General features: G+C 58.9%; 28 protein-coding genes, 1 tRNA gene and 1 pseudogene. 13 read left to right on the top strand and 17 right to left on the bottom strand.

Annotated features, from left to right (window positions below; translation table 11 throughout):
• Positions 1-27: 27 nt before the first annotated feature.
• Positions 28-501 (top strand): cyclic nucleotide-binding domain-containing protein, encoded by a 474-nt coding sequence (locus ACM6IQ_RS19880; protein ID WP_414879608.1) that lies wholly within the window; start codon positions 28-30, stop codon positions 499-501.
• On the opposite strand, the gene ACM6IQ_RS19875 is transcribed toward ACM6IQ_RS19880, so the two are convergent.
• Complete coding sequence (locus tag ACM6IQ_RS19875; protein ID WP_031318505.1) at positions 498-788, bottom strand: hypothetical protein; 291 nt, start codon at positions 786-788, stop codon at positions 498-500. The two genes, ACM6IQ_RS19880 and ACM6IQ_RS19875, sit on opposite strands and share 4 nt — an antisense overlap.
• A gap of 92 nt (positions 789-880) precedes the next feature.
• On the opposite strand from ACM6IQ_RS19875, the gene ACM6IQ_RS19870 reads away from it, so the two are divergent.
• From ACM6IQ_RS19870 to ACM6IQ_RS19855, 4 genes are all read left to right on the top strand, one after another.
• Entirely contained in the window at positions 881-1567 is a 687-nt protein-coding gene (locus ACM6IQ_RS19870) for a spermidine synthase (RefSeq protein ID WP_017336998.1), read from the top strand.
• Positions 1568-1615: 48 nt separating this feature from the next.
• Positions 1616-1987 (top strand): YajD family HNH nuclease, encoded by a 372-nt coding sequence (locus ACM6IQ_RS19865; RefSeq protein ID WP_017336997.1) that lies wholly within the window; start codon positions 1616-1618, stop codon positions 1985-1987.
• Positions 1988-2198: 211 nt separating this feature from the next.
• Complete coding sequence (locus tag ACM6IQ_RS19860; protein WP_017336996.1) at positions 2199-2669, top strand: RNA methyltransferase; 471 nt, start codon at positions 2199-2201, stop codon at positions 2667-2669.
• Between the two features lie 92 nt (positions 2670-2761).
• A complete protein-coding gene (locus ACM6IQ_RS19855; RefSeq protein ID WP_017336995.1) occupies positions 2762-3139 on the top strand; it encodes a DUF2892 domain-containing protein in 378 nt (125 codons plus the stop codon).
• Positions 3140-3261: 122 nt separating this feature from the next.
• On the opposite strand, the gene ACM6IQ_RS19850 is transcribed toward ACM6IQ_RS19855, so the two are convergent.
• On the bottom strand, positions 3262-4491 hold the full coding sequence (locus ACM6IQ_RS19850; protein ID WP_414879607.1) for a hypothetical protein: 1230 nt from the start codon (positions 4489-4491) through the stop codon (positions 3262-3264).
• Between the two features lie 18 nt (positions 4492-4509).
• On the bottom strand, positions 4510-4959 hold the full coding sequence (locus ACM6IQ_RS19845) for a YcgN family cysteine cluster protein (RefSeq protein ID WP_017336993.1): 450 nt from the start codon (positions 4957-4959) through the stop codon (positions 4510-4512).
• Positions 4960-5240: 281 nt separating this feature from the next.
• Between ACM6IQ_RS19845 and ACM6IQ_RS19840 the strand changes: the two genes are divergently transcribed.
• Positions 5241-5834 (top strand): nitroreductase family protein, encoded by a 594-nt coding sequence (locus ACM6IQ_RS19840; protein ID WP_017336992.1) that lies wholly within the window; start codon positions 5241-5243, stop codon positions 5832-5834.
• Between the two features lie 141 nt (positions 5835-5975).
• Here ACM6IQ_RS19840 and ACM6IQ_RS19835 read toward each other — a convergent pair whose 3' ends face one another.
• From ACM6IQ_RS19835 to ACM6IQ_RS19810, 6 genes are all read right to left on the bottom strand, one after another.
• Complete coding sequence (locus ACM6IQ_RS19835; protein WP_017336991.1) at positions 5976-6908, bottom strand: D-2-hydroxyacid dehydrogenase; 933 nt, start codon at positions 6906-6908, stop codon at positions 5976-5978.
• Positions 6909-7028: 120 nt separating this feature from the next.
• A complete protein-coding gene (locus tag ACM6IQ_RS19830; RefSeq protein ID WP_007898694.1) occupies positions 7029-7322 on the bottom strand; it encodes a YcgL domain-containing protein in 294 nt (97 codons plus the stop codon).
• On the bottom strand, positions 7319-8452 hold the full coding sequence (gene rnd / locus ACM6IQ_RS19825; RefSeq protein WP_017336990.1) for a ribonuclease D: 1134 nt from the start codon (positions 8450-8452) through the stop codon (positions 7319-7321). Before rnd ends, ACM6IQ_RS19830 begins: the two co-directional genes overlap by 4 nt.
• 123 nt (positions 8453-8575) lie before the next feature.
• Entirely contained in the window at positions 8576-9238 is a 663-nt protein-coding gene (locus tag ACM6IQ_RS19820; RefSeq protein ID WP_414879606.1) for a class I SAM-dependent methyltransferase, read from the bottom strand.
• A gap of 74 nt (positions 9239-9312) precedes the next feature.
• Positions 9313-10962, bottom strand: a complete 1650-nt coding sequence (locus ACM6IQ_RS19815; RefSeq protein WP_414879605.1) for a phosphoethanolamine transferase — start codon at positions 10960-10962, stop codon at positions 9313-9315.
• 168 nt (positions 10963-11130) lie between these two features.
• Complete coding sequence (locus ACM6IQ_RS19810; protein WP_017336987.1) at positions 11131-12513, bottom strand: glutamine synthetase family protein; 1383 nt, start codon at positions 12511-12513, stop codon at positions 11131-11133.
• 414 nt (positions 12514-12927) lie between these two features.
• On the opposite strand from ACM6IQ_RS19810, the gene ACM6IQ_RS19805 reads away from it, so the two are divergent.
• The 3 genes from ACM6IQ_RS19805 to ACM6IQ_RS19795 all read left to right on the top strand — a co-directional run bounded on the left by ACM6IQ_RS19805 (position 12928) and on the right by ACM6IQ_RS19795 (position 16103).
• Entirely contained in the window at positions 12928-14112 is a 1185-nt protein-coding gene (locus ACM6IQ_RS19805) for a cyanate transporter (RefSeq protein ID WP_414879604.1), read from the top strand.
• A 15-nt stretch (positions 14113-14127) separates the two neighbouring features.
• Positions 14128-15045 (top strand): DMT family transporter, encoded by a 918-nt coding sequence (locus tag ACM6IQ_RS19800; RefSeq protein ID WP_414879603.1) that lies wholly within the window; start codon positions 14128-14130, stop codon positions 15043-15045.
• Between the two features lie 131 nt (positions 15046-15176).
• Positions 15177-16103 carry a LysR substrate-binding domain-containing protein gene (locus ACM6IQ_RS19795; protein WP_414879602.1) on the top strand — a complete coding sequence of 309 codons (927 nt, stop codon included), beginning with the start codon at positions 15177-15179 and terminating at the stop codon, positions 16101-16103.
• 12 nt (positions 16104-16115) lie between these two features.
• On the opposite strand, the gene ACM6IQ_RS19790 is transcribed toward ACM6IQ_RS19795, so the two are convergent.
• The 3 genes from ACM6IQ_RS19790 to ACM6IQ_RS19780 all read right to left on the bottom strand — a co-directional run bounded on the left by ACM6IQ_RS19790 (position 16116) and on the right by ACM6IQ_RS19780 (position 17804).
• Positions 16116-16481, bottom strand: a complete 366-nt coding sequence (locus ACM6IQ_RS19790) for a 5-carboxymethyl-2-hydroxymuconate Delta-isomerase (RefSeq protein WP_017336983.1) — start codon at positions 16479-16481, stop codon at positions 16116-16118.
• A 57-nt stretch (positions 16482-16538) separates the two neighbouring features.
• On the bottom strand, positions 16539-17465 hold the full coding sequence (locus tag ACM6IQ_RS19785) for a LysR family transcriptional regulator (RefSeq protein WP_017336982.1): 927 nt from the start codon (positions 17463-17465) through the stop codon (positions 16539-16541).
• 147 nt (positions 17466-17612) lie between these two features.
• Positions 17613-17804, bottom strand: a complete 192-nt coding sequence (locus ACM6IQ_RS19780) for a YegP family protein (protein ID WP_017336981.1) — start codon at positions 17802-17804, stop codon at positions 17613-17615.
• Between the two features lie 362 nt (positions 17805-18166).
• On the opposite strand from ACM6IQ_RS19780, the gene ACM6IQ_RS19775 reads away from it, so the two are divergent.
• Positions 18167-18577: a hypothetical protein gene (locus ACM6IQ_RS19775; RefSeq protein WP_414879601.1), complete on the top strand. Its 411-nt coding sequence runs from the start codon at positions 18167-18169 to the stop codon at positions 18575-18577.
• Positions 18578-18663: 86 nt separating this feature from the next.
• Positions 18664-18777 (top strand): annotated as a pseudogene (locus ACM6IQ_RS19770) (cupin domain-containing protein); the annotation flags it as partial.
• Positions 18778-18784: 7 nt separating this feature from the next.
• Here ACM6IQ_RS19770 and ACM6IQ_RS19765 read toward each other — a convergent pair.
• Entirely contained in the window at positions 18785-19117 is a 333-nt protein-coding gene (locus ACM6IQ_RS19765) for a hypothetical protein (RefSeq protein WP_084322672.1), read from the bottom strand.
• Positions 19118-19508: 391 nt separating this feature from the next.
• Here ACM6IQ_RS19765 and ACM6IQ_RS19760 point away from each other — a divergent pair, with 391 nt between their 5' ends.
• On the top strand, positions 19509-19715 hold the full coding sequence (locus ACM6IQ_RS19760; RefSeq protein WP_017336978.1) for a hypothetical protein: 207 nt from the start codon (positions 19509-19511) through the stop codon (positions 19713-19715).
• Positions 19716-20358: 643 nt separating this feature from the next.
• Positions 20359-20643 carry a DUF3077 domain-containing protein gene (locus tag ACM6IQ_RS19755; protein WP_017336977.1) on the top strand — a complete coding sequence of 95 codons (285 nt, stop codon included), beginning with the start codon at positions 20359-20361 and terminating at the stop codon, positions 20641-20643.
• A 95-nt stretch (positions 20644-20738) separates the two neighbouring features.
• Here the strand turns inward: ACM6IQ_RS19755 and ACM6IQ_RS19750 are convergent.
• From ACM6IQ_RS19750 to bamC, 4 genes are all read right to left on the bottom strand, one after another.
• Positions 20739-20828: transfer RNA gene (locus tag ACM6IQ_RS19750), tRNA-Ser, on the bottom strand.
• A gap of 83 nt (positions 20829-20911) precedes the next feature.
• The gene (purC, locus tag ACM6IQ_RS19745) at positions 20912-21625 is read right to left on the bottom strand and encodes a phosphoribosylaminoimidazolesuccinocarboxamide synthase (RefSeq protein WP_008034929.1); all 714 of its coding nucleotides are present in this window, start codon (positions 21623-21625) and stop codon (positions 20912-20914) included.
• A gap of 28 nt (positions 21626-21653) precedes the next feature.
• The gene (locus ACM6IQ_RS19740; RefSeq protein ID WP_414879600.1) at positions 21654-22412 is read right to left on the bottom strand and encodes an MBL fold metallo-hydrolase; all 759 of its coding nucleotides are present in this window, start codon (positions 22410-22412) and stop codon (positions 21654-21656) included.
• A 4-nt stretch (positions 22413-22416) separates the two neighbouring features.
• A complete protein-coding gene (gene bamC / locus ACM6IQ_RS19735) occupies positions 22417-23532 on the bottom strand; it encodes an outer membrane protein assembly factor BamC (RefSeq protein ID WP_414879599.1) in 1116 nt (371 codons plus the stop codon).
• Between the last annotated feature and the right edge of the window lie 11 nt (positions 23533-23543).

The raw sequence follows: 23543 nt of genomic DNA, 5'->3' as shown, positions 1-23543 counted from the left end.
CAGACACAAAAAAAAGACCGTGACGACATGTCAGAACCAACCCTGTTGAACAACGAAATCCGTGACTGGCTGATGGACTGCGGCCTGTTCGACCAACTGCTGCCTGCAGACTTCGCTGCCGCTTCCGGCTACTTCAGTATCAGCACCGTGGCCGAAGGCGAAGAGATTTTTCACGAAGGCGACGCCGGCAGCTTCATGTGCATCATCCATACCGGCCAGGTGGCGGTGCAAAAATCCGGCAGCGACGGACAATTGGTGACCATGGCCACCTTGCGCAGCGGTCGGGCGTTCGGCGAAATGGCCGTGCTCGATGGTGAGCGACGTTCCGCCAGTTGCGTGGCAGCGAGTAATTGCCAGTTGCTGAACCTGGGCAGGGACTCGCTGGAAAAGATGCTCAACGACGCGCCGAAAATCGCCGCCAAGATCATCCGCGCCCTTGCCGTCTCCCTGTCCAAACGCCTGCGCATGGCCGACGGGCAACTGTTGTCACAGCAGGTCTAACCGCCCGGCGACTTGATCTTCGTATTGTTCTGCTCCAGGCCCGGCAACGTCTGGTCCTTGGGCGGGCTGGGCACTTCGATCGGTGGCAACAGCGGTGGCCCGCCACCGCCGGGCCCGGCTTTGTGCGGGATGGTCGGGGTGATCTGCGGATACGGCGTCGGCGTCGCGGTGCCGGGCGAACCGGGCAGCGGCGCCGGGCTGGTCGGAATGGTTTGCAGCTCTTGGGCCTGCACTGCAGTTATCGAGAGCGCGGCCAAGGCAATGACCGTTAGAATGGTGCGCTTCATCAATGGCTCCGTTGGCCTTGTTGTCTGGTTGCAGGCTACTCCCAACGGCGTTCGTTTGCCTCCCCCCTGCCCCTCCTTCTCAAGAGAGCCCCATGAAACGTTTCGTTCTCCTCGACACCGCCCCCATTCCTGAAAACGGCGGCGCCCTGTGCCTGTTCGAATACGGTGAGGATTTCGTCATCAAGATCCAGGGCGGCGACGGCGGACAGCTGATGAACACCCGCATGCACGGCTCCGAAGACGCATTGGCCGAAATCCCCTGCCGCAAGGTCGCTGGCCGGCCGAATTCGCGGGTGCTGATCGGTGGCCTGGGCATGGGTTTCACCCTCGCCTCGGCCCTCAAGCATTTGGGCAAGACCGCAGAAGTCGTGGTCGCTGAACTGGTGCCCGGCGTGGTCGAGTGGAATCGCGGGCCATTGGGCGAGAAAGCCGGCAATCCGTTGCTCGATCAGCGCACGGTGATCCGCATGGAAGACGTGGCCAAAGTACTGCAGGCCGAGCCGCAAGGGTTCGATGCGATCATGCTCGACGTCGACAACGGCCCCGAAGGCCTGACCCAGAGGGCCAATAGCTGGCTCTACTCCGCAGGCGGCCTGAGCGCGTGCGCCAAAGCCCTGCGGCCAAAAGGGGTGCTGGCCGTCTGGTCGGCCAGCGCCGACAAGCAGTTTTCCGACAAACTGAAAAAAGCCGGCTTCAAGGCCGAGGAAGTCCAGGTCTTTGCCCACGGCAACAAGGGCACCCGCCACACCATCTGGATTGCCGAGAAGCTCAAGGGCTGAGCTAAACTTCGTTCATAACCGTCATTAGTCTTTTACAAAGGTGAACCCATGAGTTCGTCAACGCCGACCAACACTTCGAAGCTGGACCGCATCCTCGCCGACAACCAGCGCGACAAGGAAATGGGTTACCGCGACAAAGCCCTGAAAATGTACCCGCACGTGTGCGGCCGCTGCGCCCGCGAGTTTTCCGGCAAGCGCCTGAGCGAACTGACCGTGCACCACCGCGACCACAACCACGACAACAACCCGCAGGATGGTTCGAACTGGGAACTGTTGTGCCTGTATTGCCATGACAACGAACACTCGCGGTACACCGATCAGCAGTATTTCGATGAAGGCTCGTTGAGCACGCCGAAGATCGCCAAGGCGACGCATAACCCGTTTGCGGCGTTGGCAGGGTTGATGAAGAAGGACGACTGAATATCTTCATTGTCTGACCCGCCCCCATCGCTAGCGGGCTAGCTCCCACAGGGATCTTGTGTGCGCATAAGTATGTGTGAACGCCCCAGATCCAATGCGGGAGCTAGCCTGCTAGCGATAGCAATTGTCCAGTCACCACCAATCTCAAATCAGACACCCCCTCACCCAATCCCCGTATAATCGCGGTTTTTTCCCCGAAGGCACCCCGCTCGTGGCAGACAAACGGTACAGCTGCATTGGTTTGTTCAATCCAAAATCACCGGAAAACGTCGGCTCGGTCATGCGCGCCGCCGGCTGCTACAACGTGGCGTCCGTGTTCTACACCGGCAAGCGTTATGACCGCGCCGCCGACTTCGTCACCGACACCAAACGCGTCCACTACGACATCCCGCTGATCGGCATCGACGACCTGAAAAAAATCCTGCCACTGGGCTGCGTACCGGTCGCCGTGGAGCTGGTCGAAGGCGCACGCTCGCTGCCCGAATACACCCACCCGGATCGCGCGCTGTACATCTTCGGCCCGGAAGACGGCTCGCTGGATAAAGAGATTCGCGACTGGTGCGAAGACGTGGTCTACATCCCGACCACCGGTTGCATGAACCTCGCTGCCACGGTCAACGTCGTGCTGTACGACCGCATGGCCAAGGGCCTCAACACCCGCTCCGGTCCAAAATTCCGCTGAATCGACGCACATCCGATGGAACAAGCCGCCCGCCTCGGCAGTCAGCTTAATTATCTATTCTTGAAGCAGTCCTTCCCGCCAGGAGACAGATCATGAGCGAACTCAAACGCGTAGAGCGCATCGAATCCACCCCGTTCCAGACCCATTCCGATCAGAACGTTCAGGGTTGGGAGCGCATCGGCTCCCTGGCCGGTGGCGTGGTGATGGTCGGCAAGGGCCTGCGTCGCGGCGGAATATTCGGTTTGCTCCAGGTGGCCATCGGCGGCGTAGCGCTGGCCCGTGGCATTACCGGCCACAGTTCGGCCAAGAGCCTGCTGGAGAAAAGCCGTCAGGACATGAACAACGTGCGGGCGAAAATCGAGCGTGCCGGGGAAGAGTTGGGTCGGCTGAAGGCGAATGCCGAGGCGGCGACCAAAACCGCGACCGTCACCGGGAATGATTCGTTGAAGTCGCCGAAAACCGGGGTTTGATCTGAGTTTTCGTTGAGGCTTATGGCCTCTTCGCGGGCAAGCCCGTTCCCACAGGTTTTAGTGTTGGGCCACGAATTTGTGGACACCCCTGATCCTTGTGGGGCTTGCCCGCGATGGCAATTTTACTGGAGCAACCCGGTATCCAAGACTTTGGAAGACTCGCCAATCACACTCTCGGCCAGCTGAACGAACGCCTTGGTATTGACACTCTCCAAATGCATCGCCCCGCGCATCACATCGTCCAGCGAACGCTTGTTACGGGTCTTGATACGAATCTCCTGATCCAGCTCACCTAGCAATAAAACTGCTTTGCCTATCTGTGCCGGGCTGATCTGCTCACCCCGCAAGGTCGTGACCTTCTGGCCCTCTTTGGCCAACTTCTTCTGCAAATGTTCATACCGCTCATCACTCATCCCGCCGGCACGTCGCACCAGTTCGATGGCGTAATACTCGGCAAAACCTTCGCTGATCCAGTCACTGCGCTGCTTGTCATTGATCCGCCCGAACACTTGGGCCAGTTCACGTACCAGCACACTGCTGCCGCTTTCGCTGACCAGTGGCAGGCGCGTATTCAGATAGATCGACTCGCGCGCGGCCAGGCTGCCCCGCCACATCGGGTCGTTGGCGCCGACAATCAGCAACTTGGCAGGATGACGCGGGAACACGGCCTGCACTTGCGGCCAGACAAACGTCAGCAGCGTCAGCACATCCATGCGGCGCATGCCCTGGCCTTGGGGCGAGGCGACGGTGACTTCGGTTTCCCCCAATCGGGTGCGACGGGTGCCGAGGTGACCGGCAAGCATCCAGCCGGTAGGCCGATCGAACAGGCGGGAGACGTTATCGATGCGGAATTTGTTCTTGCCGATCCGTGGCCAGGCGGTTTCGACGCTTTTCCAGCCGGTGGGCAATTCGAATTCCAGGCGTGACACCAGCTCGATGCCATCCTGCTGATCGAGTCTGGCAGCGGGCACCAGGTCGTCGCCGCGCATCAGCGCCCAGGTCGGGGTCATGCGCGTGTCGAAGCTGCCGCTCTTGCGGCCATGGCTGATGCGCACACGGTAGGTCAGGCTGGCCTTGTCGGCGGCCGGGCGCCAGACACCACGGGCCGGCTTGCCGGGCGTGAGTTGCCATTGGCCATCGGCCTTGAAATCGCTGTAATGGCTGCCGTCGCCGAGGTCGAAATCCAGGCTGCGCACCGCCGAACCCTGGGCCAGGGTCAGCCGCACTTCAGCCTGATCGCTTTGCGGCAACAGGCGCACGTGGTAATCCAGGTCGACCTTCTTCGCCGCCCACACGGGCGAACCAAAGGCCAGCAGCCCGACGGCCAGCGCCAGCCGCAATCCCACAGCCATACACACTCCTTTGTAAAACTAACCTGCCCGGAAAATCAGATGGTCTTCCCAATCCTCTTCGGCCACGCTGCCTTCGGCGAGCATGCGCCCGGACTGGGAAATGCGTTCGTGGTGCACGGCGTCGCGATCACCGCACACCAAGTGGTGCCAGAGTGGCAAATCCTTGCCTTCGCTGACCAGGCGATAACCGCAGGTCGGCGGCAGCCATTTGAACTCATCGGCCTTGCCCGGCGTGAGCTGGATGCAGTCCGGCACGAATTCACGGCGGTTCGGGTAATCGCTGCACTGACAGGTTTTCAAGTCCAGCAACTTGCACGCGATGCGCGTGTAGTAAACGCTGTTGTCCTCTTCATCCTCGAGCTTTTGCAGGCAGCACAGACCACAACCGTCGCACAGCGATTCCCATTCCTGCTGATCGAGCTGATCGAGGGTTTTGCGTATCCAGAACGGTTCGACTTTGGCGGCCATGGCTCAAGCATCAACATCAGGTAGTGAAAAGGCCGCCAGTCTAGTGTGCAGCGGCCCGCGGGCCAAGCATTGGCGACTGCCGGTAGAACGGGACTTGTCAGTTATTGCGCCGCCAAGTAGCTTTGCCAGTCGCAAGGAGCCAGACCTGCGTGCCATTAACGCCCAACTGCGTTGCATCCAGATGAAGTACCAGGCTCACGAAAAACCTCATCGCCCAGCCTGACTGTGCCCGCCGGTTTTTTACTCGACCCTCTGACTCACATGTCGCAAGGAATCTCTGCATGAGTGCCAATCCACGCGTTGCCGATTACGCCATCCACCCTCAATTTACCGATCGCTGGTCGCCCCGTGCCTTCACCGGCGAAGCCATTCCAGAAGAAACCCTGCTGAGCTTTTTCGAAGCCGCACGCTGGGCACCCTCGGCCTACAACTCGCAGCCTTGGCGGTTCCTCTACGCGCGCCGCGATACGCCGAACTGGGAGCGTTACCTGGGTTTGCTGAACGAATTCAACCGCAGCTGGGCGCAACACGCCTCGGCGCTGGTGATCGTGATCTCGAAAACCACCTTCGCGGTGCCTGGCGCCACCGAAGAAACTCCGGCCCTGTGGCACACCTTCGACACCGGGTCGGCCTGGGGCCATCTGGCGTTGCAAGCGAGCCTCAGCGGCTGGCACACCCACGGCATGGCCGGTTTCGATCAGGAGCTGACCCGCAAGGAGCTGAACATTCCTGAAGGTTACGCACTGCACGCAGCAGTGGCGGTGGGCAAGTTGGGGGACAAGGCGACGCTGGCGGATTACCTGCAAGCGCGCGAAGAGCCGAGCCCGCGTCGTCCGTTGAGCGAACTCGCAGCTGAAGGCGACTTCACCCTCTAAGCCACACCGCAAAACAACTGTGGGAGCAAGCCTGCTAGCGATGAGGGAACGTCAGCCAACAATGATGTCGACTGACACACCGCCATCGCGAGCAGGCTTGCTCCCACGGTGGGTTTTGCACACTATTCAAGCAAAGTGGATTCAATACCCGCGATTGAAATCCACTTCCCCGCGCAACGCCTCGCCCGCCTGATACGCCCGCACATTCTCGACGAACAGCTTCACCATCATCGCTGGCGAAGTCGGCGCCGAACTGTGTCCGGTGAGCAGCAAGCCCCAGGCCGTCCAGAACGGGTGACGTTGCGGCAGCGGTTCCTGACGGCAGACGTCGATCACCGCGCCTGCCAGATGCCCTTCCTTCAAGGCCTCCACCAAATCCGCATCGACCACCGCCACGCCACGCCCGACGTTGATGAACAACCCGGTCGGCTTGAACTGCTTGAACAGCGCCGCGTCGTACAGGTCGTGAGTCGTCGGCGTATTCGGCAGCAGATTGATCACGTAATCCACCTCACCAACCAGACGCGGCAAATCCGCCAGCGCCCCCACTTCGACAAACGGGGCCTGCTCGCGAGCTTCGCTGGCGATGCCATACAACTCGACGCCAAACGGCAGCAGAAACTGCGCCACGGTCTGACCGATGTCACCGGTGCCGACAATCAACACCTTACGCCCCGCCAGGCTTTGGCCCTGGCGGCTGTCCCATTTGCGCTCGACCTGACTGACCAGGCGCGGCAACACTTCGCGCTCGTGGCCGAGCATGTAGGTCAGCACGTATTCGGCCATGACCTGACCGAAAATCCCCACCGCGCGGGTCAGGCGATAGTGGCGTGGCAGGCCGTCGGCCAGCAGCGGCGTGATGCCGGCCCAGGTCGATTGCAACCATTGCGGCTGGTGACCCTGGCGCAACAGGGTCGCCAGAAGGTCCGGCTGCCCCAGCCAGATCGGGCAATCGGCGGCCTGGCGGGCCAGTTCAGCGGAGTCGCCGCTGGTCAGTACTTCCAGATCAGGCGCTGCCTGGCGCAACAGTTGGGCATATACAGGGTGGTCGTGTTCAGCAATCAGAACGCGCATGGTTCAAACCTTTCAAAAGCAGTGCAGACGGCCACCGAGGGGGTATCGCTCCCTCATCGTGGCCATCGCCAAAATCATTCCAGTGTTTCACGCAGACTCTGAACAGAGCCTGTCTGCCGATCACATCGGATCGTTGCGTCGCAACAGTTCTTCCGGCAAATGTTCGATGTATTCGTCTTCGGCCGGCGGCATTTGCAGGTGGTAACCCTGCTTCTCGAGGTTTTCCAGGACCACGGTGATGTCCTCGCGCGACAGCTTGCGCTCGGGGGTCAGCACCAGGTCGAACGCGTGGTGCGGTTTGCCGAAAGCGGCCATCAGACTTTCCGGGACGCGCTCCAGTGCATCGCTTTTGAGCACATAGAGGTACATCTCGTTTTTCTTCAGGCTTCGATAGATGGAGCAAATACGTTTCAAGGCTGTTCTCCGGCGGTGGCCAGGCTGTCGAGCAGCGCCTGGCCCATCAATTCGCGGCGCCAGCCACGCAGCGAATCAGGCAATTGGTAAGGACCATTGGGGAAGCCGCTCTTGAGCAGCGCTTCCAGGGTTTTCTTGCGCAGCATCAGCTCCGGCGCGATGTTCAGGCGCTCGGCTTCGGCCTGGCCAAGTGCACGCAACTGTTTGATCAGGGCTGCCGCATCTACCGGCAACGGCTCCGGCACGGCAGGCGGCCATTGATCTGGCGACACACTGCCAGAGCGCTTGATCAGATCAAGCAGAAATTCGCCGTCCTGACGCACGGTACGCGGGTGCATGTCTTCGATTTTCGCCAGCGCGCCGAGGTTGTCCGGTTGCGTCCGCGCCAGCGGCCACAGGGAGTGTTCACGGAGGATGCGATTGCGCGGCAAGTCACGGGCGCGGGCTTCGTGTTCGCGCCAGGCGCAGAGTTCACGCAGCACGGCGAGTTGGGCACGGGAGAGTTTCCAGGCCAGTTTGGCTTCGCGATAGACCTGGTACGGATCAACTTCACGACGCAGGTTGGCCACCAGCTCGGCGCCGTCTTCCAGGACCCAGGCATATTTATCGTCAGACAGTTTCGGACGAAGCTGTACGAAAACTTCCGCGAGGTGCAAGGCATCTTCGGCGGCATAGCTGATCTGAGTATCGGACAGCGGACGTTGCAGCCAGTCGGAACGGGTCTCGCCCTTGGGCAGGTCGATGCCGAGCACTTCCTGCACCAGCCGCGAATACCCCATGGAGAAACCGAGGTTCAGGTACGCAGCGGCGAGTTGAGTGTCGAACAGCGGCGCCGGCAGGCTGCCGGTCAGGCGCAGCAACACTTCGAGATCTTCGCTGCACGCGTGCACGACTTTGACCACGGCCGGGTTTTCCAGCAACGCCGCCAGGGGTTGCCAGTTATCGATGGTCAACGGATCAATCAGGTAAGCGCGTACGCCATCGCCGATCTGCAGCAGGCCTGCGATCGGATAGAAGGTGTCGACCCGCATGAATTCGGTGTCGAGGGCAACGTAGGGCAGCTGCTGCCACTCGGCGCAAAACCGGCCGAGGCTATCGTTGTCGCGAATCCAGTGAATATCGATGGCCACACGGCTCTCCCTTGAAGAATGGCGCGCAGTATATATCGCCCCCGGCGATTTCTGCGCCTCCACTGAACAAGAGCTTTAGCGAAAACACCTGCCTGATGGCAAGAAATGTCTGACAGAGGGAGGTTATCTGGCCTTACGCAACACGTAGACGCGCATTCGCTCGCAACCGGGCAGGAAGTCCTGGTGACTGAGCAAGTGAAAACCCGCCTGTTTGAACTCGTCTTCCACTTCGGCCTTACTGGCCAGCGGCCGAGCCCGAACCCCTTGTGTATCCGGCCGCCAGCGCTTGAAACGGGTGTCGACCCGCACCGCCACAATCACCGTATCGCGGCTGACCCGGTGGAACTCCCCCAGCATGGCCAACCGATGCTCGGGGCTGGCGAGCTGCTGAAACAGTTGCATGCAAAAAATGCAGTCCACCGCATTCGCCGACAAGCCGATGGCGAATGCCGAGCTTTGAAAAGTCTTGACCCGTTTCAGCAGGTGTTGCGGGTGGTGGGTCGGTGCGTGATCGAGCATGTCCTGAGACGGGTCGGACGCCAGAATCACCCGGTTCGTGTGTTCGGCCAGCACCGGCCAAAAGCGCCCGGCCCCGCAAGTCACGTCGAGGACCAGGCCTGGCTCGCCAGCCGCCTTGAGCGCGTTACGCACCAGTTGCTCGTCACGCCAGAACGCCAGGCGCCCGGCGAGTCCACGTGAGTGCGGCTGCAGGCAGACGCGGGCGTGTTCCTGATCGTGGCGCCGGGCGAACTCGAGCTCGATGGCGGAAGGGGGTTGAGCGGACATGTAAGGGGCTCTTGTAGGAAGAATCTGCCGGGACGCAGATTAACGGCCGGTTCGTGAAAAAAAGGTCGTGGCCCTCACTCTTTGGCCAGGACACCGTCAATCACCGCACCGCGACAGCCGGCAAACATGTCCAGATCCTGGTTGTAGACCTTGCTGTTGACCTCCAGCAAACCGATCATCGAATGGAACAGGTTGTCCTGGCTCAACGGTTTATCACGGCTCAGCTGCAAGCAATGAGTGTCTACCGAGAAAGACTTCTGATAACTGTCAGAGAACCAGGCCAGCATGGCGACATGCTTCTGTTGATCGGGCGCCATCATGTAAGGCGTACCGTGAAGGAACAGGTTGTATTCGCCGAGGGACTCACCGTGGTCCGACAGATACAGCATCGCTGTATCGACTTTGTCCTGGTTGCTGCGCAGCAGGTCGATCAGGGTCGACAGCACATGGTCGGTGTACACCAGGGTGTTGTCGTAACCGTTGACGATACTTTCGCGACTGCAATTGTTCAGCGCATTGCTTTCACACACCGGGGTAAAGCGTTCGTACTCTTTCGGGTAGCGCTTGAAGTACTCAGGACCGTGACTGCCCATCTGATGCAAGACCAGCACGGTGTCTTTATCCAGGGTGTCGATGAAGTGCTGCAACCCCTGCAGAAGGATTTCATCGCGGCATTCACTGTTGGCGCAGAGCGTCGGGTCTTTCAGGTTGCTGACATCATCGAGGGTGACGCGGTCGCAAGTGCCTTTGCAGCCCGACTGGTTATCGCGCCAGATGACATCCAGCCCCGCTCGCTTGAGCACATCCAGCAGACCCTCCTCATTCTTTGCCTTGCTCGCGCTGTAGTCTTTGCGGCCCATGTTGGAAAACATGCACGGCACCGAGACGGCTGTTTCCGTACCGCAGGAGTACACGTCGGTGAAGGCAATCAGGCCCGCCTCCTTGTCCAGTGCTGGCGTGGTGTCGCGGTCGTAGCCCAGCACACCAAAGTTCTCGGCCCGGGCACTCTCACCCACCACCAGCACGGTCAGGGATTTGCGGCCGTGAGCTTGCCAGGCCGGGTTTTTCCTGGCGTCCTCACCAATTTTTACGAAGGGTTGCCGGGCCGAAACGACTTGTTCGCGCAGGAAGCCGAAGGAGGCACCGATATAGTTGCTGGGCACTACCATCAAACGCAATTCGTGGTGATTTCGAAACAACGACGAGAGGCCCTGATAATTAACTAGCGCCACACCACCTAATACCACTACCGACGCAACACTTACCAAAGCCTTACTTAATAGTTCGCGATGCCAGCGGCGGTAATTTACCGATGTTATCCACAACAACCACGATGGCAACACACCGAGCAAAAGAATATAAACCAGCAACTTTATCGAGAGTAAGTCACGCACTTCCGTTGCATTGGTTTGCGCAAAATTGCGCAACATGCCGGTGTCTATCAGCACACCGTATTGACTCATGAAATAAGCCACCCCGGCGCTGATCATAAAGATCAACGTCAACAGCGGCTTCATCAACGGCCGAAAAGCCAGCAGTGTCAGCACTATGTTGAAGGCAGCCAGAATCATCAAGCCGAAAGAAACACGCAGGGCGATGCCGTCGCCATCGAAGGCGGTGATTTCAAACAGGTGTTGCCAGAGCACTAAATTGAAGCCCGCCAACAGAAAGGTACTGGCAAACAACGTCACCCATTCCGGGCGCACGGCTTTAATCTTCAACATGATAATCGGCTGTTCCTGTAAAGAAGTGCCGTCAGCAAATGTGAAAAGTTCATTTACCGCGACAGCACTAACCTTAGGCGGCCAACCATCAATTTTTTGTGAAAAAGAAGCCAACGATTAGTTGGCTTCCAGTATGAGGTCAAAACTTAAGTTGTATTTGAGAATGGTTCAGGCCTGGTTCAGGTACCAACGCCAATCCTGTTCACCGACTTCGCCCATGAACTGCCGATACTCGGCACGTTTAACGGCGAGATAAACGCCGAGAAACTCTCCACCGAAGGCCTCCCGCGCCCACGTCGAACCTTCCAGAGCGCGCAAGGTGGTCAGCCAGTCGGTCGGCAGCAGCTCCGTGGCCTGGGCGTAACCATTGCCTTCGACCGGCGCCCCCGGGTCCAGTTGTTCGCGAATGCCGCGATGGATGCCGGCCAGGATCGCCGCTGCCGCCAGATACGGGTTGGCGTCGGCGCCGCAAATGCGATGTTCGATGTGCCGCGAGAACGCTGGCCCGCCGGGCACGCGCAAACTCACAGTGCGATTGTCCACGCCCCAAGTGGCAGCCAGCGGCGCGTAGCTATTGGTCTGGAAGCGACGGTAGGAGTTGGCGTTCGGACAGAACAGCAGCAACGAATCGAGCAAGGTACTGAGCATGCCGCCAACTGCCTGTTTCAGCAGCGGCGTACCGTCCGTGGCGTCGCTGGCGAACAGGTTGTTGCCGTCCTTGTCTGCGAGGCTGACGTGCATATGCATGCCAGTGCCGGCCAGGTCGTCGAAAGGCTTGGCCATGAAGCACGCCGTCATCCCGTGTTTGTGCGCCACGCCCTTGACCAGCCGTTTGTAGCGCACGGCTTCATCCATCGCCTGCAAGGCGTCGGTACGATGTTCGAGGGTGATTTCCACTTGCCCCGGCGCGTATTCGGAAATCGCCGTGCGCGCCGGAATGCCCTGGAGTTTGCAGGCGCTGTAGAGGTCGGCCAGGAATGGCTCGATCTGCTCCAGTTCGCGCAAACCGTAGACTTGAGTGCTGCGCGGACGTCCGCCGTCAACGTCTCGCGCCGGTTGCGGCCGACCGTTGCTGTCGCGCTGCTGATCCAGCAGGTAAAACTCCAGCTCCGCCGCCATCACCGGGTAGTAACCGTCCGCCTGCAAGCCTTCGATCACCTTCGCCAACAGGTGGCGTGGGTCGGCGATGGTCGCCGGCATGCCCTCCTTCGGGTGCATGCTGACCTGCACCGCCGCCGTCGGAATCAATCGCCACGGCATGCGCGTCAAACTGCCGCTGATCGGGTAGGCCCGGCAATCAATATCGCCCACGTCCCACACCAGCCCGGAGTTTTCAACGTCGTCGCCGTTGATGGTCAGGCCCAGGATGGTACTTGGCAAAGGCCGGCCACTTTCATACACCGCCAGCAATTCATCGCGATGCAACAACTTGCCCCGTGGCACGCCGTTGTTGTCGAGGATGAACAACTCGAACATCTCGATATCCGGATTCTGTTCAAGAAAGGTCAGGGCTTCTTGCTTCGTGGCGAAGGATGTCGTGGCACAACTCATAGGAACTCTCTTGTTTCCGCGTCAGGCAAACGCGCAGGCGCTGCCGATTTGATCCCTGCGTACGGTGCGGGACCTGTAAGAACAATCAACGGGAAAGGTGGGAATCCGGCGGGCGCGCGTGACGGCAATGCCACAACGCCCAGAAGGCGAGTTCGGAAGGAAGTGCGACCGGACAACCGTCCATAGAGAAGACCGCAGTAAACAGATGAACCGCAGCGTCACATGGCAGGATAAGTCGTTAAATCGGGATTTGAAGAACTTTGGTTGCGAAATGGCTAAACATTCTCTGAATACTGACTTAACCCTGTGTTGCAGCAGAACTATTTAATTTCTAAATACCACCCCGGACTTTCTGATTTGCGGCCTCCAGGCCTCGCGCGCCTAATCTGGCCCTTGTCATTCAAGGTCCAATCGATGGAAAACGTCCGCGCCACTTCCCGCCCTGCCCTCTGGCTGATGGTCAGCATCATTCTCGTCGCACTCAACCTGCGCCCCTCCATGGCGGCGGTCGGTCCTTTGCTGTCGGCGATTCGCGGCGATATCCCGCTGAGTTTCAGCCTGGCCTCGCTGCTGACCATGTTGCCGGTGATGGCCATGGGACTGGCGATGTTCTTCGGCCTCAGCGTCAGCCGATGGCTCGGCGCACAGCGCACGGTGGTGGTGTCGCTGCTGATCATCGGCGTGGCGACGGTGTCGCGCCTGTTCCTCGACTCCGCGGCCGAACTGATCCTCAGTGCCGTGCTGGCAGGCATCGGTATTGCCCTGATACAGGCGCTGATGCCCGCGCTGATCAAGTCCCGTTTTGGCGACTACGTCTCTGTGTGTATGGGCCTGTACGTCACGTCGATCATGGGCGGCGCAGCGATTGCCGCGTCCTTCGCGCCGCTGGTGATGATGCGCACGGGTAGCTGGCGGATGGGCCTGGCGATCTGGGCAGTACTGGCGCTGGTCGCACTGCTGGTGTGGCTCGTCCAACGCTCGGGGATGCCGATACGGTCTGCTCAAGCGCAGCGAAATGGGTCGTTCTTCGCCAATTCCCGCGCCTGGTTACTCGCGATCTTCTTTGGCTTGGGTACTGCGTCCTACACCTGTGTACTGGCCTGGCTGGCGCCGTACTACGTGGAAAAAGGCTGGAGCGAACAAAACGCCGGTTTGTTGCTGGGTTTTCTGACGGCCATGGAGGTGTTGTCGGGGCTGCTGACGCCTGCGATCGCCAATCGCAGCCGCGACCGACGCCTGGTGCTGGTGGTGTTGCTGGCACTGATCATGGCCGGTTTCTGCGGGCTGACTCTCAGCCCGCAACACCTGAGTCTGTTGTGGCCGTGCCTGCTGGGGCTTGGCATCGGTGGATTGTTCCCGATGAGCCTGATCGTGTCGCTGGATCACCTGGACCAGCCACAACGTGCGGGCGCCCTGACCGCCTTCGTTCAAGGCATCGGCTACCTGATCGCCGGTCTCTCGCCACTGATTGCCGGGAGGATCCGCGATCAACTCGGCAGTTTCGAATGGGCCTGGTGGTCGCTTACGGGCGTCATGGCGCTGATGCTGCTGATGGTCCTGCGTTTTGACCCACGGTACTACGCCCGTCACATTCACTGATCCGGAGCAACCATCATGCAACACACCGGTTTCGCCACCGCCCACCTTGGCATGCTGCTTTGGGCCCTGTTGATCGCCGCTTCGTTTTCCGCGGCGGCGCAGGTCAGCCAGGCCATCGACCCGGTCCTGCTGACCGGTTTGCGCCTGCTGTTTTGCGCCTTGGTGTTTTTGCCGCTGCGGCTGTTCAAGGGCGACGCCGCCATGACCCGCAACGGACTGCTCGGCCATGCCGTACTCGGCTTGTTGCTGGCGGTGTATTTCGGCTCATTGTTCGAGGCACTGCGCTACACCTCTGCCGTCAACACCGGGACCCTGTTCACCCTGGTGCCACTGCTGACCCTGTTTTTCGAAGCGGTGTTGATGCCCGACAGCAGCCTCCGGAAACGCGTCGCTCCAATGCTGCTGGCGGCTGCCGGCGCCGTATTGCTCGTGCTCAAAGGTACGGGGCCGGACGAATTGCCTTCGCTCTATGCGGTGTTGGTGTATGGGATCGGTTGCCTGGCGATGGCGCTCTACTCTCCCTTGAGCCAGCGGCTCAAGGCTGGCAGCCTCAAAGGTCGCGGCCCGGTGGGCATGACCTTCTGGAACATGCTGTTCGGCGCGCTGTTCTTGCTGGCGTTCTGTGGGTTTAGCGGTGGCTGGCGATCGGCGTCCTTGCTGACCCTGAACGACTTCGGTTGGCTGATCTACCTGGCGCTGTTCGCCACACTGGCGACCTTCTGGCTGTTGCATCGGGCCATCGGCGTCATCGCCCCGTCGTCGGTCATTTCCTACATTTACCTGAGCACACTGTTCATCACGCTGTTTCATTGGCTCTGGTTGCGCCAGTCGCCGCTGCCGCTGGAGATCATCGGTGCCGTGCTGGTCGGCCTCGGCATGCTGGCGCTGTTGATGTCCAGCCGCCGCGCCATGCCTGCAACTGTTCGGACCTGAAAGTCGCCGGCACTGCCTCCCAACTATCAGTGAAACTTCCTACAGGGCATTCTCCTGGCACCATCGTTCCGTTAGGATCTTTCGCACGAGTTTGCGCTCAATCAGCGCAAGGATCACAGCGAGACGAATGGATGCTGAACAGTAACTTGCTTAGAAAACTCGACATGCAGGACCTCATGGTGTTTGTAGCCGTGTATGAACAAAGCAGTGTCACAAGCGTGTCCGAAACACTCTGTGTCAGCCAGTCCACCGTGAGTTACTGCCTGAAAAAGCTGCGCACCGGTTTCGAGGACGAGTTGTTCATCAACACCCGCGCCGGTATGCGACCCACCTGCAAAGCCAGCACCATGTATGCCCATGTGCTGAGAATTCTGGAAAGCATCAACCTGTGTCACGCCGGTGCACCGACGTTCGACCCTAGTTTGCAACCGGTCACCTTCAACATTTGCGCACCGGAATACTTCGAGCAGTTGATCCTGCCGCGCCTGTTGAAACGTTTCGATTTCGCCGATTGGCCGGTGATGGTCAACATGCACAAGTTCGAAACCGACATCCCGGCCGAGGAACTGCGCGACGGCAGTCTCGACCTGGTGATTTGCTTCGGCCCGAATTTTCATCGCAATCACACCGACTTCAAATCCCGGATGCTGCTGGAAGATGATCTGGTCTGTGTCTTCGATAAACGCGCCACACCGCTGGAACCGCGCCTGAGCCTGCAAGCCTTTACCGAACGCCGGCATGTATTTCCGACCCCCTGGACGTCCAGCACCAACATGGTCGACGGCTGGTTGGCGCAGCAGGCGCAAAAACGGCAGATAGTCGCGCGATCCAACAGCTACAGCGCGGCGCTGAAAATGATCACCGGCACCGACTTCATCGTCACCCTGCCCCGACGCATCCAGCAGTTGCTGGCCAGCGAGGTCATCTTCAATCACTGCGAAGCGCCCAACGGTCTGCCGGGGTTCACCCTCGACATGCAGTGGAGTCAAAGTGCCGATGAAGACTGCGCCAATGCCTGGTTGCGCGAGCAGGTGGTGCAGGCCTGCACCGAGCAGTAAATGACTTGAGACTCAGTTGTTGATGGCGACTTTGCTGTAGGACTCTCGATCAATGTCGAGGATTTCCACGGCCAACTGGACTTCCACGCCCGTTGGCCACTCACACAGTTCCTGCACCACGGCCAGCAGACTTTCGGACAACTGTTTTTTGATCGCCGGCGAGCGACCACTCAACAAGGCCAGCTTTACATGCACGAACGCCCGCTCAGCCAATGCGGTGCCGACCTTGAACGACTCGACCTTTACCGCGCGACTCTTGATGTCGTATTCGGCAGCAAACTGACCGGAAGCCACCAGCGTATTGTTCAGCCTGATCAGGGCCACATCGGCATTCAGCTCGGGCAGGTTGGCGGTGTATTCCATGTGCAGGTGGGGCATGATGTGGCTCCTTGAGGTTGGCGCAAAGGTCGTACATATATCACAGAGTTGCCCTGCTCACTGAAGCGGCGGCGACTCGAAGCGCTCACTCATGAACGCCTCCAGTCGCGAGCGCAACCAGCGTTCGGCAGGGTCGGTGTCGACGTGGCTGAGCCAGACCATGGACAGGTCCAGGGTCGGGGTCTTGAACGGAAAAGGCTCCGTGAACAGCTGGCCGGACGCCGCCATCGCCTCGGCGGCGTAATCCGGCAGGCTGGCGATCAGATCGGTTCCGGCGAGCAAGGCGGGTAACGAGCTGTATTGCGGCACGGATAAAACCACCTGGCGCGTACGACCAATCTCCGCCAGCCACTCATCGGCGTAACCACTGACATTGGCGGTGTGCGACACCAGCACGTGAGGGCGCGAGCAATATTCATCGAGGGTCAGCGGCGTGTCGGACGCATCGGCACGCAAGATACTGGGCTGGATGTGCCGCAGCAATTTGCGCTTGGCATTGGCCGGGAGACCGCGGGTCTGGCTGATACCAACGGTGATATCGCCGGACGCCAGCAAATCGGGAATCCGCCAGTAATCGACATGCTGCACCACAAACACCACCTTCGGCGCTTCCTGGCGCAGGGCACGCAACAACGGTGGCAGAAGACCAAACTCGACATCGTCCGACAGCCCGATGCGAAAAGTCATGGTGCTGCTGGCGGGGTCGAAGTCATGGGTCAGACTCAAGGCCACCGACAGCGAATCCAGCGCTGGCGACAGGTATTGAATCAACTCCTCGGCCCTGGCGGTCGGCTCCATGCGATGACCGACGCGAATGAACAGCGGATCATTGAACATCGTGCGCAAGCGGTTGAGCGCCGAACTGATGGTTGGCTGCCCGAGAAACAACTTCTCCGCCACCCGGGTGACGTTACGTTCGAGCATCAAGGTTTCGAACACCACCATCAGGTTGATATCCGCCTTGCGTAGTTCGTTGCGATTCATCCACTGCCCCCCAGTCCCCAAATCTGCTGACAGTTTAGGTAGCTGCCGCAAGCGGCGTCTATGCGACTCAAGCAGTCTGCGTTTGATCCGAGCGCAAGGTTGCTTGCAAAGAAGCTGCCCTCATTGAGCAGCTTCACCACCTGAAGATCAGATTTCCTTTATCGGCGTGTGATCGTGAGTCCCCTTGATCAGGCTGATGGCATGCGCGCAATCCGCCTTGTTGACGTACGCCTCGCCGCTGGCAATCGTTTCATGGTTCCCCGCCCTCAAGCGCCACCGCCATTGACCTTTGCCAGTCTGGGGGGTGCCACGGGTTTGCCTGTAAATCTCAAAATACATTGATCGCTCCTTGCGATTGGCTGATGACGGCAGATCAGTGACCTGCGAAACCAGAGTAGATGAGGATTTTTGGCGGTGGGGAGTTTCAGTGTCAGGGAATATTGCGAAGGAAAACCTTGAATGTTCAGAGCGGCAAATGGATTCGGGGGTGGGTAAACAGACTGACTCAGGCAAGTAACTTTTCTCGTGAAACGGTATATCTTTCTTACGCCGGGAGGCGACCGAATCCGACGCAGCAACGCCGCTGACGGTGTTCCTTCCGTAGAATCCAAGCGCGACCAAACACCTGTCTTCGCGTCCGGATTTCCTGGAAATCCGGTCAGTAGAATGCAGGTTTTCTGTTTCATTAAATGGAGTTGTACATGCACTGGGGCATCACGTTTACTCTCATCATTCTGACCACAGCACTAAGTGCATGTACGTCGAACAGTCCCTCCACGGACCCGTCCCTCGTAGGCTCATGGCAAGGAATGCGCGAAGAACACGGCAAATGCCAGTTCCTGTCCTGGAATACGAATTTCGAGCCCAATGGTCGCTTCTCGATCACCTTCTTCCGAGACGCGCAACGGACCCAACCCATTCAAACCGAGCGAGGTTCCTGGTCTGCGGCGAATGGCAAGAATGAAATGAAAACGGACGGTGTCCGGACTCCGGAAATCTATGAGTACAAAATACTGGATGGGAACACCATTCACTACGTAAACACCGTCACAGATCCTACCGCCGACTGCCAAGAGGACTACGCGTTTACGGAACATCGTATTCGCAACTAAGCGTTAACCCCCTCACTCCGCCGAGAACCAAAAAGCCCCGTAGATTTTCATCTACGGGGCTTTTCTATGTAACGTCCAGCCGATTGCAGCAGAGTGAGGGGGACAGTTTCAGTTTTTCCAGTCAGGAGCCGCATCGGTGCGGGAATCCCGAGGATGTGGATGCGGTGGTGACTTGGGTGATTACGCCGCCTTCCTTTTGAAGCCCGTTCACAGATTTTTCTGATGAGTCGAGGCATCAGCTTGCAGGGTTAGCGGTTGATCTGCGACCAGCTCCACATCACTCTCAAGCTCTGCCCGAGGCTCTGGGGCGACAGTGTCAGAACGGGCTAAAAGCCGCTGTACACCTCTTTCAATCAGCGAAAGCAATCCATAGCTGATAAAGCCAAAGATCAGCCCGACAACCAAAATGCTCAAAGGATGAATTTGCACGGCGTCCTGGCTTTCCAGCATGTATTGAAAAGCCTGAACAGCCACAGCCACACAGGCCGCAGCGGCTGCTATCAGCTTCACAGACAACCAAAGACGCCGCCATCTGTTCATGACATCACCTGTCATTCGATCAGTTGCTCTGTATTGCAGGATAGACAATGAGCTTGGTTCACGGGATGTGGTGTTGCATTGCTGTGTTCCTCGACGCGATGGCCGCGTTCTTCCCCCAAAAATCCCCCAAAACAAAACGCCAGAAACGAAAAAGCCCCGTAGCTTAATCAGCTATGGGGCTTGATGAGATGGTCAGCCAGAATCCCTGCAGATTTAAGCTTGCAGGGATTTTTTGTTTAATCCTGCGGCAGACTCCGGCATCGTCTGACAGCCCCTTCCTGATTTGTCCAAGCCCCTGGCGGCATCACGTTTAGCCCCTAAGCTCTGCGCCGTGCGGGGCAAAAAGGCCCTGACCATCGACAATCATGCGAACTCAAAAGGAGCCTCTGCAATGGCTAGAGATAAAGCAAAAGACGACACACACTTCAACTGCACCCAGCCCCATGAAGCCGACTACGTCGCAGGTCTTTACCCTCATGCAAAGGAAGAGGTCAAAACGTTCCTGGCATCGGCCTGCAAGGACAAAACCCTGCATAACTCCACCCACAAAGACGTCTATGAGCTGATCAAGAGGAAACTGGGTCACTCGCAGCCGTAAGATTCACGTTCACGGGATAATTCCTGCTTGTTCAAGGAAAGCCCGAACGCCGCGCCCCTGCAGAGCTGTGCCGATGCTCGAGCTCCACCCTCAAAAAAAGTAAAAAACGCCGCCTTTTTAGACTTAGAGAAGCGGCGTTTTCGCATTCGGGATTTGTCCGTTTTTGTAAGGCCATAAGAATATCGGGGTGACTCTCGGCGCAGTTGTAGGCAAAATCCGGGAGTTGCGTACGAACGTGCTTCTGCTGCGTGTTTCAGTAAGTTAGCGCCTTGATGACGTCAGTTTCAGCGGGATACTCTCAAGACGTCGCTGGAATTCCAGCGATCGGGCTTGGTAACCCGACGAGTTGCGCAACAGCGCCCCCTTCACATTTTCTTGGTGTTTGTACGCCTGAAAACTTGTGTTATGGCGGTTGTGCGCGGGACGCTTTCGAGCGTGCCGGTCTCCGTGACTCCCGGTTTACCAACCTGCGCACAGCTGCCACCCATTCGCTTGGTAACGAAATGGCAGCTCCTCACGTCACGGAGCTAGACATGGATACTTCAAATCCGCACAAAAGCAGTCATTCCCCTCAACACAATTCCAAGTCGTATAAAACCTCACCGCTCGACCTAACCCGCCGCCTCATTGAAGGAGGTGACAAATGAGCGACAAACCCGAGCTGACGACCATTGGCCTCACACCGTTCCACTATTGCTCCAACCAGCCGTTATTCCGCGTAAATTCCGGCGTACCTGTCGGGAAAGCCTTGGCGCAAGCATCTGACCTTCTGTACCTGGCCAAGCTGTTGACTGTCGATGCGGCTTACGCCAAGGACACAGACAGACATGCTTGGGCAGCGCATTACCTGACCGCCATGAGCAAGGCCGTCGTGGATGACGTACACAAGGTGCTGACGAGGTGGCCACCGGTGAACACCGACGCCTGATACGTACATGTAGACGTCCCTAAAAACGCCCTGAAAAATCTACAGAAACGAAAAAGCCCCGTAGCTTGTTCAGCTACGGGGCTTTTTCTATGTAATGGCGGAGAGATAGGGATTCGAACCCTAGGTACCGGTGAAGGTACAACGGATTTCGAATCCGTCCCATTCGGCCACTCTGGCATCTCTCCAACGGCGCGCATCATAACAACACTTTTGCCGGAAGCGAACCCCCTGAGCGAAATATTTCTGTGCTATCAGATGCTTGCGTCGATTAAAGCGGTACGCCCAGACGATTGGCGACTTCTTCGTAGGCTTCGATGACGTCACCGAGGCCCTGACGGAAGCGGTCCTTGTCCATTTTCTTGCCGGTGGCCTTGTCCCACAGACGGCAGCCGTCCGGGCTGAATTCGTCACCCAGGACGATGGAGCCGTCGGAGAACACGCCGAATTCGAGTTTGAAGTCGACCAGCAGCAGGCCGGCGTCGTCGAACAGTTTGCTCAGGACTTCGTTGACCTTGAGCGACAGTTCTTTCATGCGAACCAGTTGCTCGGCGGTGCCCCAGCCGAAGGCCACGACGTGGGATTCGTTGATGAACGGGTCGCCCTTGGCGTCGTCCTTCAGGAACAGTTCGAAGGTGTAAGGGTTGAGCTTCATGCCTTCTTCGACGCCCAGGCGCTTGACCAGGCTGCCGGCCGCGTAGTTACGCACGACGCACTCGACCGGGATCATGTCGAGTTTTTTCACCAGGCATTCGTTGTCGCCCAGCAGTTTGTCGAATTGGGTCGGCACGCCGGCGGCTTCGAGTTTCTGCATGATGAAGGCATTGAACTTGTTGTTCACCATGCCTTTGCGGTCGAGCTGCTCGATGCGCTTGCCGTCGAACGCCGAGGTGTCGTTGCGAAACAGCAGGATCAAGCGGTCAGCGTCGTCGGTCTTGAAAACCGATTTGGCTTTGCCGCGGTAGAGTTCTTCACGTTTTTCCATGATGGGCTCCGCTTGCTAAGTAGGTGGGCTAGGCGATGTGTCGCCAGTCGAGCCCTGAATCTTGATCGGCCAATTGCAGCCAGTCCGGGTCGCACCCGAGGGTGTCGACAAAACATTGCCGGGCCAGCTGCGGCAGGTTGTTCTTGCTGCTCAGATGGGCCAGGACCAGGTGTTGCAGGCCTTGCCAGCCCAACTCGGACACCAGGAATGCCGCCTGGTGGTTGTTCAAATGTCCCAGTTCACCGCCCACCCGCTGCTTGAGAAAGTTCGGATAGTGACCGCGAGCCAGCATGTCTCGGCAATGGTTGGCCTCGATCATCAACGCATCGAGATCCCGATAGCCGTCCAGCACTTTGTTGCAGTATGAACCCAGGTCGGTCAACAGGCCGAAGCGCCGCTCACCGTCACTGAACACATATTGCGTCGGTTCCTGTGCATCGTGGGCCACGGCAATGACGCCGATGCTCAGTGCGCCGATCTGCAATTGCTCGCCGCCCGCCAGAAGGCCGGCCGGTTCAATCGGTTTGCGCATCCCGCGCAGGGTGCCGCGACTGAGGTAGACAGGCAGATTGTAGCGCCGAGATAGCAAACCCACGCCATGCACGTGGTCGGCATGTTCGTGGGTCACGAGTATCGCGCTCAGTTGCGCCGGGTTCACCCCCAGGCGCAACAGGCGTTTTTCGGTTTCCCGCAGGGAGAAACCACAATCCACCAGCACGTACGTATCAGCGCTGGCTATCAGCGTGCCGTTCCCTTGGCTACCGCTGCCGAGAACGGCAAAACGCATGTGATCAGCCCAGGTTGTCCTGAATCACGCTCAACACTTTGCGCGCCACGTCAGCCGGCGCCACGGTGTTGATGTTTTTCTCGACGGTGACCTGAACGGTATCGCCTACCTTGCTCAGGCGAACCTGATAACGCTCGGCACGGGCTTCTACTTCTTCCTTGCTCGGCGCACTGCCGAACAGGCCGCTGAAGAAACCAGGCTTCTCGTCTTTCTTCTCGGCTTTTTCAGACAGGTTGATGTAGTACAGGCCCAGGCTGCGGTTGATGTCTTCAACGCGCCATTCGCCCTGTTCCAGCGCACGACCGACGCTCGACCAGGCACGGTCCAGGTCGTTACCGACGTTCAGAACCGGGTTGCCGCTGCCGTCTTCGCTCAGGCTGACGCGACTTGGCGTATCGAAATCACGCGAAGCCAGCATGGAGACCGAACCGCCCTTCTCCGAGATGCGGCTCATGCTCGCGAGCATGTCGTCGACCAGTGCCGCGTCCAGGCCGGTGTTGACCGAACGGTTGGTGAAGGCGACATCGGCGGTGCTGCCGGCAGGACGCTCGGCGCTTACCACGTAGACTTCACTGGTGTTGCGCTGCACGCCCGGCTCGATACGCACCCGCACGCGGGTTTCGCTGTCAGCGCCGACACCGGCTGCGCTCAGGCGCTTGGCCATCGCTGCGGACAGTTCGTCGGAATGCTGCCAGGTGGTGGTGAATTCGCCGGTTTGCGGACGCTGTTCATCCAGACGGAAACCGTTGTCCTGGAAGAACTGCACAGCCACTGGCCAGACTTCGGCCGGCGGGTTCTGAGCGACGATCCAGCGCGAGTCACCGGTTTTCTGCAGCGAGTAGGCACTGGCGTCGGCAGCGGCGGACAGCGGCTGCGGACGCGGCACGATGTATTCACCCTTGACGGTGTCATCGGCCACGTTGCGCGGGATCGGCAGCAGCGGATCCAGGTGTTTGGAGGTGCTGACGTCCGGTGGCAATTGCATCGGTGCAGTCTGTTGCGCTTCCAGGTAATCGCTACCACGGTCACGGAAATAACCTTCCGGGCCCCAGACCCATCCACAGCCACTGGTGCTGGAGATAATCAAGGCAAGTGCGGAAAGTCCGGCCATTCGCTTCATGCGTTGTACTT

The sequence above is a fragment of the Pseudomonas sp. IT-P100 genome (assembly GCF_949767185.1).
GTDB classification, from domain to species: Bacteria; Pseudomonadota; Gammaproteobacteria; order Pseudomonadales; family Pseudomonadaceae; genus Aquipseudomonas; species Aquipseudomonas fluorescens_B.
This window is presented reverse-complemented; position numbering and strand designations above follow the sequence as displayed.